The following is a 21087-nucleotide window of genomic DNA, read 5'->3' on the forward strand; positions in this document are numbered from 1 at the left end:
TGGCGGTCGACCGCCGCAACCATCCAAGCAAGCTCTGACGCTATGAACACGCCCTCCAACCCCGTCCAAACCGCCACGGCCGCCATGCGAATGCGGAATGACCCGCGGATCGCGCAAGCCAAACAACTGATCGCTGAAGCGATGGCCGATCACGCCGGCGAATTGACCGATGTCCGCCCGGCGGACGATGCCTTGGTGGCGGACTATCAAGCGTGGCTGGATCGCGCCGCCGCACCACGTGGCGGTCCGACAATCTGGCCATACCTGTCCTCGGGGCTGGGCAACGGTCCCTACGTGGAATTAGCCGACGGCAGCGTCAAGCTGGATTTCATCGGGGGAATCGGTGTCCACGGGATGGGCCACAGCCACGAGACGATTGTCGACGCCGCCATCGATGCGGCCATCGAAGACACTGTGATGCAGGGAAATTTGCAACAGAACCCCGCCAGCGTTGTGATGGCCGAAAAACTGATCCAGTTGGCCAGCGCGACGGGCGCCCCGTTGGCCCACTGCATGCTGTCGACCAGCGGTGCAATGGCGAACGAAAATGCACTGAAACTGGCCCTTCACGACCGCAGCCCCGCCGACCGAATCATCGCGTTTGATAATGCCTTTGCGGGACGGTCCCTGGCCCTGGCGGCCGTCACCGATCGACCCAACTATCGCAGCGGACTGCCGCTGACGCTGGACGTGGACTACCTGCCGTTCCTGGACCCCGATCACCCCGAGCGCAGCACCCGATGGGCCGTCGATGAACTGCAACGATTGTTGAAGCGACACCCGGGTCGTTACGCCGCCTTTTGGGCCGAACCGATCGCCGGTGAAGGTGGCTACTATCCCGGCAGCCACGAATTCTTCGCCGCGCTTTGCCAGCCACTGCGTGATGCGGGCATCCCCATCATCTTCGATGAAATCCAAACCTTCAGCCGAACATCCTGCCCGTTCGCATTCCAACATTATCAGCTGGAATCGTTCGCCGATATCGTCACCGTCGGCAAGATCACGCAAGTCTGCGCGACCTTGTATCGGGCCGACTTTAAACCGGACGCCCCGATCCTAAGCCAGACGTTCACGGGATCCACCGCGTCGATCGCCACGGGCATTGCGACGTTGGATGCGCTGGAACAAGCTGGCTGTTACGGGCAAGATGGCGAAAACATGAAACGCCACCACTACTTTGCCCGGCAACTGCAAAGCTTGGCCGACAAGTATCCGGGCAAGATCAGCGGCCCATTCGGCGAAGGCATGATGATCGCTTTCACCCCCGGCGGCGGCAGCTTTGACGAAGCCAAATCGTTGATGGATCAGATGTACCAGGCGGGTCTGTTGGGATTCGTCTGCGGCTCCGCACCAACGCGTTTGCGATTCCTGCCTCCACCGGCAGCGACGACGCCCCAGCACATCGATGCGGCTGTTGCATTGCTCGATCGCTGCCTGGCCGACTGGACCCCGCCGGCCCCGCAGGACGCCTGATTGACCGTGCCGAACGTCATCGATGGGACAACCCGCCGACGACCGATAACCACGCCGACCTGATAAACACGCCGCGCTCTTTCCCGGCGCTTGCCCGTTCGTTGGACCATAATGATGAACACACCTGGTGTGGCCGACGCCGGCCCGCAGGACTTCATCACTTGCTTTTCGTTTGATACGACCGACGCCAGCACCTCGGGTCGGATCGGTCCGGAGAATCAGCCATGTTTCGGTGGACGCATTGGACCCCATTGGTTATCGGGCTTTTCGCCTTCGCCACGCCCCAACACGTCGGCCCCTCGGTTTGCCGGGCCGAGCGTCCTCGCGTTTTCGTGCTGACGGACATCTCCAACGAACCGGACGATGAAGAATCGCTGGTCCGCTTTCTGGTCTACAGCAACGAATTCGACGTCGAAGGTTTGGTGGCGACCACCAGCACTTGGCTGCGATCCGATCCCCGCGAAGATTTGATTCGCCGGCAAATCGACGCCTATGCGAAAGTCCGTGACAACCTGTCGGCTCATGCCGCGGGATACCCCACGGCGGATCAATTGCGACTCGTCACCGCGACGGGACAAACCGAATACGGCATGGCGGGTGTCGGTGAAGGCAAATCGACACCGGGTTCGGAACTATTGATCGACGCGGCATTGATGCCCGACCAACGTCCGTTATGGGTTTGCATTTGGGGCGGCGCGAACACGTTGGCGCAAGCCCTGCGTGATGCAGGACGCAAACTGCGATACAACCAGTTCCACCAGATGGTCCGCCGGCTCAGGGTTTACACGATCAGCGACCAAGACGACGCGGGCCCCTGGCTGCGACGCGAATTTGCGGACTTGTTTTATATCGTCAGTCCCAGCACCGAAGACGGCGGGCTGTATCACCAAGCCACGTGGACGGGAATCAGTGGTGATCGCTTCTACAAGAATGGCCCCTTTGAATCCTTTGACTTGGTCGACAATCCCTGGCTGATTGAAAACGTGATCGAAGACCATGGTCCGCTTGGCGAACTGTATCCCGAAGCCAAGTACATCATGGAAGGCGACACACCGTCGTTCCTAGGCTTGATCGACAACGGACTGGGTTGGCACTACAGCCCCAGCTATGGCGGATGGGGTGGTCGCTATCAACTGTTTCAAACCTACGGTGAAACTCGTCCGATTTGGACCAACAACCGAACCAGTCGCGACACCGTATCGACAAGCGATGGGGTCACGGTCACCAGCGATCCGGCAACCATCTGGCGTTGGCGACGCCATTTCCAAAACGACTTTGCGGCACGAATGGATCGGTGTGTGTCACGTCGATTCGAAGACGTCAATCACAACCCTGTCGCCGTCGTTAACGGCGACGAATCCAAACGCGTCGTTCGAATTGCCGCCAAACCCGAACAGACCATTGAACTGTCCAGTTCCGGCAGCCGCGATCCTGATGACGACCAACTGTCGATCCGGTGGTACGTCTATCCCGAGGCGGGCAGCTATCCGGGCACGGTCCAACTGAAGAACGACAAGCGTCCAACCGCCACGATCCAGGTGCCCAAAGACGCACGCGGTAAACAGACCATCCACATCATCTTGGAAATCGAAGACGACGGCACACCGCCGCTGGTCGCCTATCGCCGTGTGATCATTGACGTCGTGCAGTGAAATGCCTCGATGAAGAACGAGGAACCAAGGAAAAAACATGGCTTGACGTCGCCTCGTGCGGTTTGTTAGCCGACCGTCATCGAAAAGCGTTCAAGACGCTGGGCTGACGAAGCAAGATTCTCACTGGAAACACGACGGCGATGACAAGCGAATCGGTGACCCGTTGGACTCAATGGCGTGAATTGTTTGCCGCCACACGTGAACTCTTGGTCGTCGCCGCGATCCTGTTGTTGCTGATCGCACCGGGATGGGTGAAGGAAACTTTGAAGGCGGCCGGAATCAGCAGTGTGGCCGGCATCGAATTTGAACTCGAACAAGTCGTCACCTCCCAGGCAGAACTGGAAGCCGCGGAAACCGAAATCGAGAAAATTCGCGGCGAATTGCTGGCTCTACAGTCGTCGATCCAGCAAAGCCAATCCACCGGCACGGGGACAAACCCGACCGCGCCGGCACGTCGCCAGTTCGACCCGGCCAACCGCGACATCAGCCGCATGTTGGCCTCAACGATCACTTCCTGTGACGACGCGAAAAAACGAATCAGCGTCGCCCACAAACACCAGCAAGATGTCATCGAACAGGCCGAACGGATGGGCATCAAAACGTCTGCGACACTGAAGTCGCCCACCGAACTGGTGAAGCAAATCTCGCAGCGACAAGCCGAAATAAACGCTGCTTCGGCACAGCAAACGCTTTCCATGGATTCCACCACGGCATCGGTCGACGTCACCGCATCGGCGGACATCGCATCGCCGCTGATCGCCGCCCCGGACGCGACATCCGTTTCGCAAGAATTGCCCGAACAGTGGCGTCGCTGACGTTTGTCGCACCGTTCGTCCCCATCGCGGCATCGGAGTATCCTGGAAGCATCGCCAACAAACCGGCACTTCCTTGACTGATTCAGGGTGAACCGATCCATCCTCATGCCGCCATGCCCACCTGGGTTGTCGATCTTCAACAACACGCCGACCAGATCCAAAGCGGCTTGGTGGAAATGCGCCGTCATCTTCACCGAAACCCGGAACTGTCCGGTCAAGAACACAAGACCACTCGGTTCCTGGCGGGCTTTCTGGAACAGCTGGGTCTGCATCCACAACTGGCGGGTGACGACCGCGGACTATTTGCAGATTTGGATGTGGCAACGACCGATGCCAAAACGCCCGACCGCCGCATTGCGCTTCGCGGCGACATCGATGCGTTACCCATCGCCGACCAAAAAATCGTCGACTATCACAGCCACAACCCAGGCGTGATGCATGCCTGTGGCCACGACGTTCATCCAAGTGTCGTCTGTGGTGCGGTGCAAATTTTGACGGCCATGGCCGAACGAAATCAATTGCCATGGCCCATCGCGCTGCGTGCGGTTTTGCAGCCCGCCGAAGAAATCGCCCAAGGTGCCAGCCACATGATCCGCAGTGGTGCGATCGATGGCGTCGATGCGATCTTGGCCCTGCATGTGGACCCGACGCGACCGATCGGCGAAATCGGATTGAAGGCGGGCGTGTTGACCGCTTCCTGCGACATGATCCATGTCGATTTCCTTGGCAAAGGAGGGCACGGCGCACGCCCCCATCTTTGCAAAGACCCGATCGACGCTTGCACCTTATGGGTTCAATCAGCCTTTCGACGCATTCATCGCGTCGTTTCGGCAGACCAAACCGTTGTCTTCTCGGTGGGACAAATCAACGCCGGCCACAGTGCCAACGTGATCCCCGACCAGGCGGACGTCAGCGGCTCGCTTCGCACGCTTAGCACCGAAGCAAGATCCGTCGCTTTGGACGCGTTGCACGATGTCAGCCGCTCGGTCAAGCAACAAACCGGTTGTGAAGTCCGCAGTCGGTTGGGCGTCAGCGCGCCCGCGGTGATCAACGATCAATCGCTGATTCAATTGATCAGTGACGCCGCCGTCTTGGTCGCGGGTCCCAACGCCCCCACGCCGATCGCTGAACCCAGCATGGGCAGCGAGGACTTTTCGTACTACCTGCAAAAGATCCCCGGTGCCATGTTCCGCTTGGGAGTCGCCGGCGATGCATGCGGGCACCATCCATTGCACACCGCCCAGTTCGACGTCGACGAACGCTGTCTGGCAATCGGCGCAAAGATCATGGCAGCCGCCGTCATTCAGTACTTCCGCCCTCGGTAGGGCATCCGAAACGCGGCAGCTTCATCCATCCGGCCAATACGCATCGGCGATAGCGTCTACAATACCAAGGTCTTCTCACCCCGCTTGTCTCTCGGCGACGTCCGGTAACTCCACTGCGTCGGATCCGCCGAAGCATTCGTTTACCGAAACGGCATCGCCTATGGCCAAGCTATCGTTCAATGGAAACGAGACTCATTCCATCGGCGTCGAATTGGAACTCGGGATCGTCGATTGCGAAACCTACGCCCTGGCAAGTCGATCAAGCGATGTCTTGAAAAAATTGGAAACCAGTGAACCCGATTGTTTCAAGCATGAATTGGCACAATCGTGTGTGGAAGTCATCACGGGCGTTTGCGAAACCGTATCGGACGCCACCGTCGACTTGCGACACAAAACCGATGTCTTGGCGTCGACGGCCCAGTCGTGCGGCTTGAAACTTTGGTGGGGCGGGACGCATCCGTTCAGCTTGTGGGAAAACCAACGGATCACCGACCAGGATCGCTATCAAAGTCTGGTCGAAATGCTTCAAGAAATGGCGCGTCGTCTGATCACATTCGGCTTACACGTCCACGTCGGTGTTGATTCGGGCGACAAAGCGGTCATGATCTGCGACCGAATCATGCAGCACTTGCCGACCCTGCTGGCGTTATCCGCCAGCAGCCCGTATTGGCAAAACCGTGACACCGGACTGCATTCGTATCGCTCCAAACTAATGGAAGGTCTGCCCACCGCGGGCCTGCCAAGCTTGATGCGAAACTGGAGCGAATATGTCTGGCTGGTCAATCATATGGAAGACACCGGATTCATTCGTTCGATTCGTGAAATCTGGTGGGATGTGCGGCCACACCACAACTTCGGCACGGTGGAAGTCCGCATGTGCGACATGCCAGGATGCCTGGATCACGTCGCCGGATTGACCGCTCTGGTGCAATGCCTTGTCAAAGCACTCAACGATGAAATCGACGAAGGCACCTATCAGTTTGATTGCCATCCTATGATGGTTCGGCAAAACAAATGGCGTGCGGCACGACACGGCCTGGACGCACACCTGGTGGACGCTTCGGATTACGGAGTTCGGTCGGTCCGCGACATCGCATCCGGCCTGGTCGATTCGCTGATGGGCATTGCACAAGACCTGCGTTGCGAATCCGAACTCCGGTTCGTCCGCGAAATCGCCGCAGGCCCCAGTTGGGCGACTCGTCAGCGAGAAATTCTGCAGCAATCCGGCAATCCCGCAGACATCGTTCGCCATCTGGCAGCGTGACCATTCCACGTCGCCGACACATCCGACATTGTTTTTACAATTGCCTGACACCAAATCCACTTTCCGGCCGCGACAAAGTCGTTCAATGCATGTGGGACCGGATTCGCATCCGGTGGGTAAACGACCTTCCAAGGAAAGCATGGTGATTGCATGTCTGTCACATCGATTCATCCGACAATGAAGCCTGCCACATCGGCTTGCCGAATTCTCACCGGATCATGGCTCATATTCGGTCTTCTGTTCGGTTCAAATCTTCACGCCGAACAAGTCCAATTGGACGTTCGACTGGTCAATCCGACGATCAAGTCGGGAGCAAAACATATCAATTACTTACGCGTCGCATTGACCGGGTTTGATATGCCCAGCGACAAGGACCGACCGCCCGTCAACGTCGCACTGGTGCTGGATCGCAGCGGATCGATGAGCGGTGAAAAGATCGCTCGTGCGAAAGAAGCTGCCATCACCGCAATCAATCGCCTGAGCGATCAAGACATCGTTTCGGTGATCCTGTACGACTCCAACGTCGAAGTCCTGGTTCCCGCAACCAAGGCCAGCGACCGCGAATCCATCAAGGCGGCGATCCGCAGCGTCCAAGCGAACGGATCGACCGCGCTGTTCGCCGGCGTCAGCAAAGGGGCCGCCGAAGTCCGCAAGTTTCTTGCCGATGACCAAGTCAACCGTGTCATCCTGCTGTCCGACGGACTGGCCAACGTCGGCCCCAAGAGCCCCCAAGACCTCGAAAGCTTGGGGCGTTCGCTGATCAAGGAAGGCATCAGCGTCAGCACGTTGGGTTTGGGGCTGAACTACAACGAAGACCTGATGGTCGCATTGGCATCGGTCGGCGGCGGGAACCACGCCTTCATCGAACAGGCCGATGACTTGGTCGCGGTCTTCAATCAAGAATTTGATGGGTTGCTAAGCGTCGTGGCCAACGAATTCGAAATCAATATCGATCTGGATCCGTCGGTTCGTCCCGTACGCTTGATCGGCAGCGAAGGTGACATCGACGGCCAATCGGTTCACATTCCGCTGGCGCAACTGTATGCCAAGCAAGAACGATACTTCATTTTGGAGACCGAAATCGACGCGGGTGAAGCAGACACCACGCGACCGGTCGCCGACGTGGCCGTGAAGTACCGCAACCTAAAAACTGAAACCATGGACAAGCTGACCAGCCACGTCGAAGTCCGCTTTAGCGATTCAGATGCGGAAATCGAAAAGGCTCGTGATCTGGAGATCCTGGCCTACTGCACACTGCAGGTGACCACCGAACGCAACCGCCGCGCGACCGCACTTCGCGATGCGGGACAGGTCCAAGAAGCCCAGAAGTTGCTGCGGCAAAATGCCGACGAACTATCGGTCGTCCGGTTGCAGTGCGCCGACGCCGGGGTCGACGTGGTTTTGCCAGAATTGTCACAAGTCGAAAAATCGAATTCCGTGCAAGCGGAATCAATCATTGACGTCAAAAAATGGGGCATGCTTCGAAAGGGAATGCGGGCGATGCAAAATCGCGTCGAACAGCAACAAACGTACGGCGAATAGATCGCCGCACCAACGATTTGGGTTATCACTTTGCCGCTGCGATATGCCATTGCGTTACTTCTGTTGACGGTCGTCCCCCTAGTCGTGATCGGCTGGCTGGGGTCAAGAGTCGTCGCACGACAGAATGAACAACAACGTGCGCAATTGCAGCGGCTGATGCGGTCGCGTTTGGATGAACTGGATCAACGCTTCATCGCGCTTTCCAGGCTGTACCAAACTCAACTGACCGCCGACTTGTCCCAGGCTGATCGCAATGTGGATTCGTTGCGTGATTTACGCCGCCAATCGCCACTGGTCCATGCCACGATGTTGGTCGACCGTGACGGACGTTTGATCTATCCCGAACGTCCCGCGACCGATGCTTCCCACGACATTCTCTGGCATGCCGTTCTAAGCGAACTTGCCAGACGTCGGCCGATCGGTGCTGATGATGACAGCCATCCCGCTGACGATCGGTTATTGACCTCCATACTTTCACGAAAGTTGGCGAACGGAGGCCGCAGCACGGCCAAGCAACCACCGCGTCATTCACGTTGGCAAACCTGTTATCACGACAACGGACTGCAACTGGCCTTATGGCTGCCACGCGACGATCAATCCGCCACAGGGGTCGTCTTGGAACGTGGTCGATGGATGGCCGATTTGATTCAATCGGTCCCAGACAGCGGGAAAAACGGCGAGTCCTTTGCACTTCACAACAGCGATAACGAAACCGTTTATCGCTGGGGTGACCCAGTGCCCGATGACGACGCCATTCGGGAAAGCGTTCGCATGTCGGCACCCTGGTCGTCCTGGAGCCTGTCCTATGCCTTGCCCGAATCGTCCCAAGTGCAATGGCCCACCGCACCATGGCTACCGCTTGCGGCATTATTGATTTCGATCGTCACATGCCTGTCGCTGCTGGGCATCTACTTGATGACCGCCATGCAACGTCAAATGGCACTCGCACAACAACAAGTCAGTTTTGCCAGTCATGTTTCACACGAACTGCGGACACCGCTGACAAACATTCGCCTGTACACCGACCTGGCACGTCGTGATTTGGCCAAATCAAAAGAATCCCCCATGGAATCTGCAGCCATCAAACGGCTGGACGTCATCGAAGAGGAAAGTCGCCGCCTATCGCGGATTGTTTCCGGTGTCTTGGAAATGGTATCGGGCAAGAACAAGCTTCGTTTGATCGAGCGAGTCCCCGATGAAGTCATTCGTACCACGATCGAGAGCTTTCTGCCCTCATTACAGCATCGACAAATTCGAACGGACCTGCGACTTAATGCATCGCGTGCCGTGCAACTGGACGAAGACCTGTTGGACATCGTCCTGGTCAACTTGATCAGCAACGTCGAAAAATATGCGGGGCAGGGCGGTCGTTTAGAAATCCGATCGACCCAGACGACCAGCGAAACGATCATCGATATCATCGACGACGGGCCGGGGATCCCGCGATCATCCATCAGGAAGGTGTTTGCCCCTTTTCAACGCTTGGACGACTCATTGGAATCCCCCGCCGGCACGGGTCTCGGTTTGGCGATTGCTCGAAACGCCGCACGCCGACACGGTGGTGATCTGGTCTACGTCACGGAACGACAAGGTGCGCATTTTCGTTTGACACTGCGGCACGGAAACCAAGTGAAAAGTAATGCCGATGTTCCGACGTTCAAACGGAGCCAATCATGACGCCGCGCATTTTGATCGCCGAGGACGATCGACACACCCGGTCCGCATTGCAGGAATTGCTGGAATCCGAAGGCTATCAGGTTGCGGCGTTTGGCGACGGGCTGAGCGCAGCCGATGCAATCAAGCAACAGGCATTTGATCTGCTGTGCCTGGACGTCATGATGCCTATCAAGAGTGGTTTCGACCTGTGCCGTCAAGTTCGCCAACATGACCAGCGCACGCCAGTCATCTTTATCACGGCAAAGGGAGAACAAATCGACAAAGTGATCGGCTTTGAAATCGGTGCCGACGACTACATCGCCAAGCCCTTTGGTTCGCACGAAGTCATTGCCCGTGTCAAAGCGGTACTGCGACGCTGCTATCCCGAATCATCGGGGGCGTCCCACGATAAGTGTGATGTCACACAGCACCCGCCCTTTGAAATGTCAGACCTTCGCGTCATACCGTCGCAAATGAAAGCCGTGCGTGGTGAACGAACCTATGACCTGACACGACGCGAAATCTTGATTCTGACCATGCTTTACGACGCCAACGGCGATGTCGTCAGCCGAAAAGATCTGTATCACCGTTGTTGGGGTACCGACAAAACGCCCAACAGCCGCAGCGTCGATCAAACGGTCAGCCAACTCCGCAAGGCCGTTGAATGCGACCCGAAACAGCCGGTCATTATCCAAACCGTTTACGGCGTCGGCTATCGATATCCGGTCGCTTCGGCGTGATCGCAACGGCCTGCCATGTGCGAACTGAATCTTGCTGCGCTAGCTCGACTCGTTGACACCCAATCGTCGCTGGATCTCTTCCAAAGGAACCCCCTTCGTCTCGGGCACCAGAACGATCACCCACAACAGTTGCAACACCATCATGAAACAGAAAAAGCCAAACACGACTGCTGGATGAAATAGCCCGACCATCGTCGGAAACAACAACGTCAACAGGGCGGCAAAGATCCAGTGGGTGAAGCTGCCCAGTGCCTGTCCGGCGGCGCGATGCTGATTCGGAAAAACCTCCGAAATCAGAACCCAAATGACGGCTCCCTGACCGACCGCATGGGCGGCAATGAAGGCAAAAATACATGCCGGCACGATTTGGAAGGTCTCCGAAGCGAACGCCCATGCGCAAGCCCCCAGCGACACGATGTAACCCACCGACCCGATCAACAAAAGCGTACGACGCCCCAATCGATCGATCAGCCACAGTCCCACAAAGGTGAAAATCAGGTTGGTGATCCCGATCCCCACTGACTGCAATAAAGCGGCTTGCTTGGCCAAACCCGTCAGTTCAAAGATTCGTGGCGAAAAGTACAGGATTGCATTGATCCCCGACAATTGGTTGAAGAACGCCACCAAAAACGCCAAAGCAATGGGCACCTTCAAGGACCGATTCCAAAACGATTCTTTCGATCCCGATGGGACCGACGCGTTCTGGATTTCTTTGACCAGCGAATCGACGGCGGCTTCATCCGAATCAGGCATTGCCTGTCGAAAAACTGACTTGGCCGCGTCCACGTCTGCCCGTTTTGTGATCAGCCAACGCGGGCTTTCCGGCAACGACAAACACATCACCCAATAAATCAACGCCGGAACCGCTTCGACTCCCAACATCCATCGCCAGGCCGAATCACCCAGGCCACCCAGCATCGCATTGGAAGCGAAGGCGATCAAAATCCCAAACACAATGTTGAACTGGAACATCCCGGCCAGCCGACCTCGCTGCGCCGGAGGAGCGATCTCCGAAATGAACAACGGGGCGGCGACGGTTGAAATCCCAACCCCCAAGCCGCCGATGAACCGGGCAAGCATGAAGGAATATACGTCGCTGGCCAACGCCGACCAAACGGCCGAAACGAAATACAGGATTCCAATCCAGATCAAAGTCTTGCGACGCCCCAGATGGTCGGTCGGCCATCCGCCGACCAGCGATCCAACGACGGTGCCCCACAGCGCCATGCTCATCGCCAATCCATGCTGGGCGTCACCCAATTCCCACAGCGATTGAATCGTCTTCTCGGCTCCGGAGATGACTACCGTGTCAAATCCGAACAAAAAGCCGGCCAGCGCCGAGGTGATGGACCAGACGAACAATCGATTTGACATTCGAATTCAACACTAGGGTTCGGAGAGCGGCCACAATCGGTCAAGCTACCTTGTGGGTCGGAGTGCCCGCAGGGATCAACCGGTCAAAAGTCTTCGCTCACAGAATATCGAATCGCCGCATCGGAATGGGACGCGTCATCAACCATGCGTCTCTCACTGTGAAGCCGCCATCAAAAAAAGGCCGTGTCGATCCGATTGGATCAACACGGCCCCTGCGACTTTCATCTCGTACGAGCCATCGGCCCGTGCGTCATGGATGGGACGGGCATTGAACCTGACCACCAATGTACCGGTAACTCATCCCCGTCGAAGGACACGTCGGCAGCACATTGCCCGCGTACTCACTGGTTTGCAATTCCCGCAGATCGCGACCAGGTGTTGCACCAGTGATGTCCTGATACCGGGCCACTTGCTCGGCCAATACTTCACGACGCAACTCGCAAGCGCGATCCTTCGCCGAATCGCCGGGCAGTCGCAGATAGCTGATCGTCAATGCTGCGGCGGCGGCCGACAACGTCACCGCAAAAATCACCTCGATCAGTGTCAAACCGTTGCGTTGCATCATCATTCCAAGACCTCAAACATATGGAACATGGGGGTATAGATCGACAACACGATGCCCCCGATCAAGATGGCCAAGCCAATCGTCAGTGTCGGCTCCAGCAGGCCAACCGAAGCGTCAATGCGACTCTCCAGCCGTTCCCTCAAATGCTTTGCCGTTCCCCGCAACGCTTTGCCGAACTCTCCCGATTGTTCACCGACGGCCACCAACTGGCACAAGGTGGGTGGGAAATACTTTTCGTGACGTGACAATTCGACGCTCAGCTTTTCGCCGCGATTCACGCTTCGACAAACCTCCTCCACCGAACTCCGCACATCTCGATTGCGAACGCATGCGGCAGCCATCTCAACGGATTCGACTGGGGTGTAACCGCACTGGATCATCGCGGAAGTGGCATCGACAAACTGCAACACCGCGGCGTCTCGCAGCCAGGGCCCGACGACCGGCAACCGCAACAACGTGCGATCCATTTGGCGACTGACACGAGGCCGCGATCGGCCGATCGCCCACAGTAAACCAGCCAATCCGCCAATCGGAAGAACCAACCAGCCCCATGCCATCAATGCACGACTGACACCCGTAACAACTCGTGTCACCGGAGGCAAATCGACACCACTGGTGCTGTAGACGCCTTCAAATTCCGGCACGACGAAAGTACACATAAAAATGGTCAGCCCGATCCCGGCGATGGTGATCAAAATGGGATAGCTGACTTTCTTGACAATTCGCTTCCGCAATGCAACTCGGTTTTCTAGCTGCTCGCAAACTTGTTCCAGCGTGGTTTCCAGCGATCCGCTGTTTTCGCCGATGCGGATCTGCTGAACCTGCATCGAAGAAAACGATTTCGGAAAACAGGCCATGCCTTCGCTCAATCGACCACCCGCTTCGATGGTCCTCCGCATTCGATCCAAGACGTGACGGTATCGACGGGCCGATCGATCCGAGGCAAGCGATTGCAATGCACGGGGCAGGGTCAAGCCGTTCTGCAGCAGCATCAACAACAGACGCAACAGTTGCGAAAGCGCCGCCGGGCGAATTTTGGTGGAATCCACGCCGGGCTTCTTCGATCCACCGATTTCGATCGAATGAAGCTTCCGCAGCAACGCCATCAAACCGCCTTCGGATCGACCTCGGTTCGACCCGACCGTTTGCCGCCTGCGTGTACCCGCAAAGACTGAATTACTCATTGATGATTCCCTAAGCTTTGCGACGCTCGTCAAACCGTGACCAACCGGTCCGTTTCACGGCGTCCCGCTTCCATCGATTCCTGTTGTTCACTGCGGCGATCGCCCGCCGTCTTGAAATAGACTTCTTCAAGAGATGTGGTTCCGGCAATCGCTTGCTGCAACCCGGCGCGATACAGTTCCACCATGCCGTGGCGAACCGCCAGTTCACGAAGCCGACTGTGGGGAACCCCGGCTTCGACGGCCGACATGATTTCCGGGTTGACGGGCATGATTTCAAAAATCGGCAGTCGCCCGGAGAACCCGGTTCCCAAACACTTGTTGCATCCTCTTCCACGATAAAACGGACGCGTCAGATCGATGGTGCCCTCCAGATCAAGGGCCCGTAACAGATTCTCGTTTGCTTGCACCTCACACTTGCAGTTGTCACAGATGCGTCGCAGCAATCGCTGGGCGACGCTTCCCAACAACGACCCGGCGATTTTAAAGTTATCGACTCCCAGGTCGGCCAACCGCTGTACCGCCCCTACGGCATCGTTGGTATGCAACGTGCTGATCACCAGGTGACCGGTCAACGCCGCCTGGATTGCTGTGGTTGCCGTTTCACTGTCGCGGATTTCTCCCAGCATGATCACATCGGGGTCCTGACGCATGATGAACTTCAATGCGTTGGCGAAACCCATTCCAAACTCATTGTCGCTTTGCACCTGGTTGATACCGGGAATACGAAACTCAACCGGGTCTTCCACCGTCACAATGTTGCGATCTTCGCAGTTTAGATATTCCAACACCGCATACAGCGTGGTGCTTTTTCCGCTTCCTGTCGGACCAGTCACCACCAACATGCCGTGCGGCTTGTCGATGATTTGGCTAAGTGTTTGATAGTCGGCATCGGGCAGCCCGATCCCCGCCAGATCAAAGGTTTGGCCACCTTCATCCAGCAATCGCAACACCAGTTTTTGACCATCCACGGTGGGGATACAGCTGACGCGAAAGCCGACCCGTTTGCCGTTTTCAAAGACGGTCAAATGTCCGTCCTGGGGTCGTCTATTTTCAGTGGTGTCCATATCACCCATCACCTTGATCCGGCTGATCACCGGACTTTCAATGTGATTGGGAATGGTCATCACTTGCTGCAGTTCACCATCAACCCGGTAACGCACCCGCATTTCGGGTTTGTGTGGCTCCAAGTGGATATCGCTGGCACCTGCGGTCACGGCCCCAGCCAGAATCGCCTGGACCAGACGCACCACGGGTGCATCTTCTTGTTCGGCCACCACCACCGCGTTCAGATTGGCTTCACCCGAAAGCCGAGCTTCTTCCAACTCGGCGAACTTCATGTCGACAATCGTTTGTCGCGCGAACGCACGATCGTCATAAACGCGGCTGATCAATGCCTCGATCGCATCACCGAGCGCGACGACGGGTCGAATGCGATACCCCGTCATCAATTCCGCTTCGGCGATGGTTTCGATATTGTCCGGTGCGACCATCGCCAAAGTCATCTCACGACCTTCGACGGAAATCGCTCCGGCGGCCTGGCTGCGTGCAAAATCTTCCGGCAACAAACGGGCCACTTGCAGATCGACCGAAGCCGGATCGACGTCCAGATACGGGACCATGAATTGTTCGGCCAGCGCTTCGCCCAGTTGCTGCGTGTTCAACAGTTTCCGTTGAACCAACCAATCGCCCAGCATGATGTCGCGGGGCTTGCTTGCGAAAGCCTCTTCCAACTGCGTTTGTGTCAAACGCTGCTGTTCGATCAGGATGTCGCCCAAACGTCTCATCGTGATTTCCTCAACATTTCGGCGTTCTCGCCGTGTGGCTTCGTGCGTGTCTTCCGATTCACTGGATAAGTCACTGGGCTGGGCTCTTGCTGAACTTGGAATCCAACAATCGTTCCACCTTCTGTTCCAACACCGTCGGATCGAACGGCGTCAACAGATAATCCTGTGCACCGGACATGAACGCCCGCTCGACAGTTTCCAGCGACGGGTCTTGTGAAAAGACCAACGCCGGTAAATCGACCGGCGCGTATTCGGCTCGCAGTCGCGTCAGCCATTCCAAACCGTCCATATCCGTCAAAGTGGTGTCGACGATGATCAAGTCAGGAACGGACTTGGAAATCTCCGACAATGCATCCGTCCCGCTGCAGCAGACACGGATGCCATACCCCAGCAGTTCCAAACGAAAGCAAGTGATTTCCGCCAACCGAGCATCGGAATGCACCAACAGCAGATCAGCGTTTCTGACAATCGACACGGAATGACCTAGCAATGAATGATCGGACCAAGGCACCCATTCGATGCCGACGCTCCACCCCGGAGCGCACGTTCACTGGTAAAACGTAGGTCACTCTCCAGTGCATTCGATTGCCAGCAAGCCTGTTTCGGGCCTTCCCCGTTCCCTACAGACGGATCATTCGATCCATTCGATACGATCGCCAGCTTCGTTGGATCCCAACATGATTTTGGGGCTCCAATGGACCAGACTTTGCCAAGGATGACGAAAGTTTTAGTAGCGGACAAACTCGCCACCCATCAGCTTCACTTTTCTGCTCGGCGGCACTGACACGCCTCTGGTCGATCACTTCCGTGAACCCGTTCACCGACATGCGTGAACACGTTCACCAACACCATGAAACTGAATTTCGCAAATCTCCGGCTTGCACTCGCCTTCGTCGCTCTAGCGACCACGTTGTTGCTTGTCTTGGCGCAGTGGGGCCCGGTCCCAATTGATCGCGAACACCAAACGCTTTCTCCGACCTTTCTCTTGGCATTCGCCGGTTTTGCTTGGCTGGCGTTTGCATGCTTCACCGGCTTTGTCGCCCCTCGTTTCGAAGCGGTCGATGTCGTTCCCAACCGTGTTCGCGATGCACTGAATACCTTCACCGAAGGGCTGCTGTTGATCGATGAACAAGAACGTATCGTGCTGGCCAACGACGCATTCGCTCAGATGATCGAACAGCAACCCAGCCGCTTGCTGGGCAAACGCGCAAGCCGACTGCGGTGGGTGTGCAGCCATGATGCGGGAATCCACGATTTTCCATGGATGCGTGTGCTGGACCATCACGAATCCGGCAAACCACTTGGCGACCACAGCAGCGAACAACTGCTACGGTATCAAATGCGAAACGGACAACTGCGTTTCATGGCAGTGACCGCCGCCCGTGTACGCTCAGCCCGCGATCAATCTCGTGGCGTCTTGGCCACGTTTCGCGATGTGACGCATGTCGAAGAAGAACGCGCGGACATGGAACGCATGCTGGCGGTCTTACGCGCGAATCGAAAAGAAATCAGCGATCGAAATCGCGAACTGGAGAAATTGGCCAGCCATGATGCTTTGACCGACTGTTTCAATCGTCGGTCTTTCATGGCCCAATTGCATCACAGTTTTGATGCCGCCATTGGTCGCTCTGGCAATCTTTCTTGCCTGATGTTCGACAATGACCACTTCAAAAATGTGAATGACACCTATGGGCACAGTGTCGGCGATGAAGTCCTGCGTCGCGTTTCAAGAACGCTCAAGGACGCCTTCGATGACGAAGGGTTGGTGTGCCGATACGGTGGCGAAGAATTCTGCGTTGCATTGCCGGGCATTGCACTCGAAGAAGCGAGCCAGAAGGCCGAAGCGGCGCGAAAAAGCATCGAAGCCATTCGACTGGATGACCCCGCCGAACTCCGTCTGACCGCCAGCATCGGTGTGACCGATCTGACGTTCAAAGCGCCGTCGCCGCAAGCGATGATCGACCAAGCCGACAAGTGCCTGTATGCCGCCAAAAGCCAAGGACGAAACCAAGTCGTCGTCTTTGATGATGAGATCGATCGACTGAGCATCGATAGCCTCAAGGCACGTCACACCCCCACCAGCTTGCCGGAACTTTCCCAAGAAATTCCCTTTCACGCTGCCATGGGACTGGTCAGCGCGTTGGCCTATCGGGACACCGCCACCGCCTCGCATTGCCGTCGGGTGGCCAACCTTTGCGTGACCGCAGCCGCACGCTTGCTGGATCAACGTTCGACTTATGTTTTGGAGATGGCCGCGTTGCTGCACGACATCGGCAAGATCGCCTTGCCCGATGACATCCTGCAAAAACCAGGGCCTCTTACTCCCGATCAGTGGCGTTTGATCGCGAAACACCATCGCATCGGCGTGGAGATCGTCTCGGGAACGTTCCATAACGCCGAACTTTGCGAAATCGTCCGCACGCATCCGGCCTACTACGGCGGTCGATCACTGATCGCGGACATGCCAAGCGGCAAGAAGATCCCGCTGGCGGCACGTCTGCTGACGATTGCCGATACCTACGACGTGATCGTCACCGACCGGCCACACCGCAAGGGCCGATCCCACGACGAAGCGGTCGCAGAGCTGCGCCGGTGTGCCGGGAAACAGTTTGATCCAATTTTGGTCGAACACTTTATCGCGACGTTGCAATCCTGCCCCGAATCAAGCAACACGCGACAAGCGGTCTCTCGCCAGACCGCGCTCCAAATCGGCCTGCAAATCGAACACCTGGCCGAAGCGATCGACAATCGAAATCTGGGTGAATTGCAACAACTGGCTAGCCGGCTGATCGCGATGGCCCAGCATCACAGCCTGGACGACATCGTCCAGACATCCGAACGATTGCAGGACATGGCCGCCGAACCACAAGTCCGCTGGCTTCGAATCTTGGAGACCACACAGAAACTGCTGGGGCTGTGCAGGTCCACACAATCCGCTTTCGTCAATGATCCGTCGGATCCACCACCACCCGGTGATGACAACCAAGTGGTGGATCCCGCCACGCCGACCCTCGGTGCCGACAAGTAAGCGGCTTTCGTCTGCGAGGACGCACAAATCAAAATGCGATTTTGCATCCACCGCGTCGCCGCAGTTTTGCCATTCGACGTTGATGATTGCCCACTCGATGTACGAATTCGTCGACGAAAGCCTCTTGCAGGCACTGTTCGGTTTCCTGCTCTGTCGTTTCGCCTACTTGCCAGGGATCGGAAACGTTAGGCGTTTCTTTTACTGTCACCCGTCGTCGTGGGAACCACCGGAATCGCTGTCGTTCGTCCGATTCGCCGGCATCGTACCGCACCACTCGAACCATCTCCGTCGACAATTGCTGAAACCCCAGATAGTCCACCAAGCGTCCGCGTTGGTCACGGACATCGACAGCATGACAACGGCAATCCGCTACACCGACCACCGCCAGGGGAGCGTTTTGTAGCCACCTGCGGTAGTGCCGAACGCATTCCTCCAACACAGGATCGACGTGCCGGCCCCAATCCGATACGACAAAAACCACGGCGTCATACGCATTGATCGCCACTTCGTTGGCGATGTCGTGACGTAAGCCAACCATGTCGACCGGCGTCCCCTTTCGCTGCATCACCGCACAAAAGTGCCGCGCAACGGCAAGCTCGCCTTCTGAACTTGTCCCGTACAAAACAATAACTCGCACTGACCAACTCCTTTTCCGCCTGGGTCGCTGCCTGTCAATTGATCACCGATCAACCTTTGCGGTTGATCAATGACCGGACAGAACGTGGTGCCTCACCGATACGCCAACTTGATAGCGGCAACGGTGATTGTGCGACATTCTTAGACCGCCCATGGACATGAAACAACTGCACCCACAGACAGTAGGGCTCACCCGGTCAATCCACGTCAGGCAATAACCCAGGACGCCGACGGTAGGCTTTCTGACAGGGCGGCAACGGCGAAACTATCGGGACCAAAACAGAACTTTCCCGATCCAGAGGACACTCTGGCAATTTCAGCCCGAAGGATCGGGACGCTGCAAAACACTGCACCCCGCACCACCCCAGAACTACCACCGTGCGATGGGGCTGTCTTGTGTACGCCCCGCATCGCTCGGCCAGCAGGATTTAATGGTCTTACGCCGAGCCCAACGTACCGACATGTCCCCAGCGATCGCCGCTGACGCGTCCGCAATCCTTCGACTTTGGCTCCGCTTCGACCTTCGTGGTTAAAGCCGCGATATATCCCAACCGGCGTTTTTCCCAGTCGCCGGGGACAGGACGCATCGCCGCCAGTTGCCTCATCCCGGTCACCGAATGCGAATTCATGAACTGGACCAGCCCATCCAGAATGGTCCGGATCACGCTGGGTCCCTCACGGTAAATTGCGGACGTCACCATCACGGCGTCCGCGCCAGACAACAGTGCCTTGATCGCATCTTCAGTCGATCCAATTCCTCCGTTGGCGATCATGGGAATGGACGGACACATCGCATGAACTTGCGTCAGCCTTCGCAACGAATGCACCACCGACCCTTTCTCCGTCAGCCCCCAGCGACACTGAAAATGCAAATCATCCAGACACAAATCCATGTCCGGTTCGGGGCCAAACAACACCACACCCTGAACTCCCGACTGGATTCGTCGCGCCAGGTGGCCCACGCTGGTGAATAGCGGCGGCAACTTTGCAAAGACCGGAATATCGACGACGCTATCAATCGCGGCGACCGACTGACAAATTTCATCCTCAATCGCTGCGGCACTCTCGTAGCCATCGAAATCGGCAATTGTCAAATTCAGTTCGATCGCGTGCGCCCCGGTGTCTTCCAATTCCCTGGCGAAATCGACCCAGACTTCACTTCGTGATCCGTTCAAACTGGCGATCACTGGAATCGTGGACTGAACACTCGCACGGTTGACGAATGACAAGTACGTCTCGGCATCGTGCCATTGAAGATCAAAATCGTGCTTGGCGGCACGCTCGCGAAGCGGTCGTTCCCCCACAACCGGCTCACGTCGATTGCGTTGATTCCATAACGCGACCTGTTCCTCGAACAGCGACGGCAAGACAATCGCACCCGCTCCAGCCGACTCAATCGCCAAGCGGACATTTTCCTTCGCCGTCAGCGGGCAAGCTCCCACAATCACCGGACTTGGCAAAACCAATCCGCCAAGCCTCGTCTCAAGATTCAATGACATCACTCGATCCTCCCACCAGCCGTTATTGGACGTTACACCCTGCCAAGCCTCGCACCCCCTTGCCAGATCGCGTCCCACACGCACCACCACCGACGCTGTGACGAATCCCCGATCCAATGACCCGCGTTTTTAGTAGTGCCAAATCACCTCGCCCGCGCAACTCGACACCAACCAGAAAAGCAAGACAGTACTCCGACCCATCTCTTGTTTTACCGCTGGCCAGATGGCCCGACAAATGTTTTGCGCATCGTTTCAACGCATCACCGATTCATGCGTCTCTCGTCCGCGACAATCCACCACGGCTCATCTTTAGTACCAAACACCCTCGTTCTTCACGCAGACTTGCTCAATCAGATGATTCGATCGAAACCAGCGTTTGTTTCCTGTCGCCGGTCAGGTCGACCTCGGAATAACGCAAGCGGATTCGCCAGAACGATCGACGGTGATCCGGATCCACCGATCACCACTGGCGCCGCCTGCACCTGCCGCCTTACAGCTGCCTTTCGGCTACCACCCGAAGCGGCTGATGTTTATCACCGGGCAACAATGC

General features: G+C 56.9%; 16 protein-coding genes. 9 read left to right on the forward strand and 7 right to left on the reverse strand.

Annotated elements, in window-relative coordinates; all coding sequences use genetic code 11:
- Positions 1–42: 42 nt before the first annotated feature.
- From HFP54_RS21905 to HFP54_RS21940, 8 genes are all read left to right on the forward strand, one after another.
- Positions 43–1473 carry a class-III pyridoxal-phosphate-dependent aminotransferase gene (locus tag HFP54_RS21905; protein ID WP_235952165.1) on the forward strand — a complete coding sequence of 477 codons (1431 nt, stop codon included), beginning with the start codon at positions 43–45 and terminating at the stop codon, positions 1471–1473.
- Between the two features lie 224 nt (positions 1474–1697).
- The gene (locus HFP54_RS21910; protein WP_168566787.1) at positions 1698–3125 is read left to right on the forward strand and encodes a nucleoside hydrolase-like domain-containing protein; all 1428 of its coding nucleotides are present in this window, start codon (positions 1698–1700) and stop codon (positions 3123–3125) included.
- A 140-nt stretch (positions 3126–3265) separates the two neighbouring features.
- Positions 3266–3940 (forward strand): hypothetical protein, encoded by a 675-nt coding sequence (locus HFP54_RS21915; RefSeq protein WP_168566788.1) that lies wholly within the window; start codon positions 3266–3268, stop codon positions 3938–3940.
- 113 nt (positions 3941–4053) lie between these two features.
- A complete protein-coding gene (locus tag HFP54_RS21920; RefSeq protein WP_168566789.1) occupies positions 4054–5265 on the forward strand; it encodes a M20 metallopeptidase family protein in 1212 nt (403 codons plus the stop codon).
- A 160-nt stretch (positions 5266–5425) separates the two neighbouring features.
- Positions 5426–6529 (forward strand): carboxylate-amine ligase, encoded by a 1104-nt coding sequence (locus tag HFP54_RS21925; RefSeq protein ID WP_168566790.1) that lies wholly within the window; start codon positions 5426–5428, stop codon positions 6527–6529.
- A gap of 273 nt (positions 6530–6802) precedes the next feature.
- Entirely contained in the window at positions 6803–8071 is a 1269-nt protein-coding gene (locus HFP54_RS21930) for a vWA domain-containing protein (protein WP_235952166.1), read from the forward strand.
- A 30-nt stretch (positions 8072–8101) separates the two neighbouring features.
- Complete coding sequence (locus tag HFP54_RS21935) at positions 8102–9748, forward strand: sensor histidine kinase (protein WP_168566792.1); 1647 nt, start codon at positions 8102–8104, stop codon at positions 9746–9748.
- On the forward strand, positions 9745–10467 hold the full coding sequence (locus tag HFP54_RS21940; RefSeq protein ID WP_168566793.1) for a response regulator transcription factor: 723 nt from the start codon (positions 9745–9747) through the stop codon (positions 10465–10467). The genes HFP54_RS21935 and HFP54_RS21940 overlap by 4 nt, the downstream gene beginning before the upstream one ends.
- Positions 10468–10506: 39 nt before the next feature.
- Here HFP54_RS21940 and HFP54_RS21945 read toward each other — a convergent pair whose 3' ends face one another.
- The 5 genes from HFP54_RS21945 to HFP54_RS21965 all read right to left on the reverse strand — a co-directional run bounded on the left by HFP54_RS21945 (position 10507) and on the right by HFP54_RS21965 (position 15849).
- A complete protein-coding gene (locus HFP54_RS21945; RefSeq protein ID WP_146416050.1) occupies positions 10507–11841 on the reverse strand; it encodes a sugar porter family MFS transporter in 1335 nt (444 codons plus the stop codon).
- Between the two features lie 250 nt (positions 11842–12091).
- On the reverse strand, positions 12092–12409 hold the full coding sequence (locus tag HFP54_RS21950) for a prepilin-type N-terminal cleavage/methylation domain-containing protein (RefSeq protein ID WP_145292946.1): 318 nt from the start codon (positions 12407–12409) through the stop codon (positions 12092–12094).
- Positions 12406–13590 carry a type II secretion system F family protein gene (locus HFP54_RS21955; protein ID WP_168566794.1) on the reverse strand — a complete coding sequence of 395 codons (1185 nt, stop codon included), beginning with the start codon at positions 13588–13590 and terminating at the stop codon, positions 12406–12408. The genes HFP54_RS21950 and HFP54_RS21955 overlap by 4 nt, the downstream gene beginning before the upstream one ends.
- Positions 13591–13619: 29 nt before the next feature.
- Positions 13620–15374 (reverse strand): GspE/PulE family protein, encoded by a 1755-nt coding sequence (locus HFP54_RS21960; RefSeq protein WP_168566795.1) that lies wholly within the window; start codon positions 15372–15374, stop codon positions 13620–13622.
- A 70-nt stretch (positions 15375–15444) separates the two neighbouring features.
- Positions 15445–15849 carry a response regulator gene (locus HFP54_RS21965; RefSeq protein WP_146416052.1) on the reverse strand — a complete coding sequence of 135 codons (405 nt, stop codon included), beginning with the start codon at positions 15847–15849 and terminating at the stop codon, positions 15445–15447.
- A 375-nt stretch (positions 15850–16224) separates the two neighbouring features.
- Here HFP54_RS21965 and HFP54_RS21970 point away from each other — a divergent pair, with 375 nt between their 5' ends.
- Positions 16225–18402, forward strand: a complete 2178-nt coding sequence (locus tag HFP54_RS21970; RefSeq protein WP_168566796.1) for a sensor domain-containing diguanylate cyclase/phosphohydrolase — start codon at positions 16225–16227, stop codon at positions 18400–18402.
- A 28-nt stretch (positions 18403–18430) separates the two neighbouring features.
- On the opposite strand, the gene HFP54_RS21975 is transcribed toward HFP54_RS21970, so the two are convergent.
- Positions 18431–19039: an NADPH-dependent FMN reductase family protein gene (locus HFP54_RS21975; RefSeq protein WP_168566797.1), complete on the reverse strand. Its 609-nt coding sequence runs from the start codon at positions 19037–19039 to the stop codon at positions 18431–18433.
- A 436-nt stretch (positions 19040–19475) separates the two neighbouring features.
- Positions 19476–20537 carry a tRNA-dihydrouridine synthase gene (locus HFP54_RS21980; protein ID WP_168566798.1) on the reverse strand — a complete coding sequence of 354 codons (1062 nt, stop codon included), beginning with the start codon at positions 20535–20537 and terminating at the stop codon, positions 19476–19478.
- Between the last annotated feature and the right edge of the window lie 550 nt (positions 20538–21087).

Origin of the sequence: Crateriforma spongiae (assembly GCF_012290005.1) — a bacterium.
Lineage (GTDB): Bacteria > Planctomycetota > Planctomycetia > Pirellulales > Pirellulaceae > Crateriforma > Crateriforma spongiae.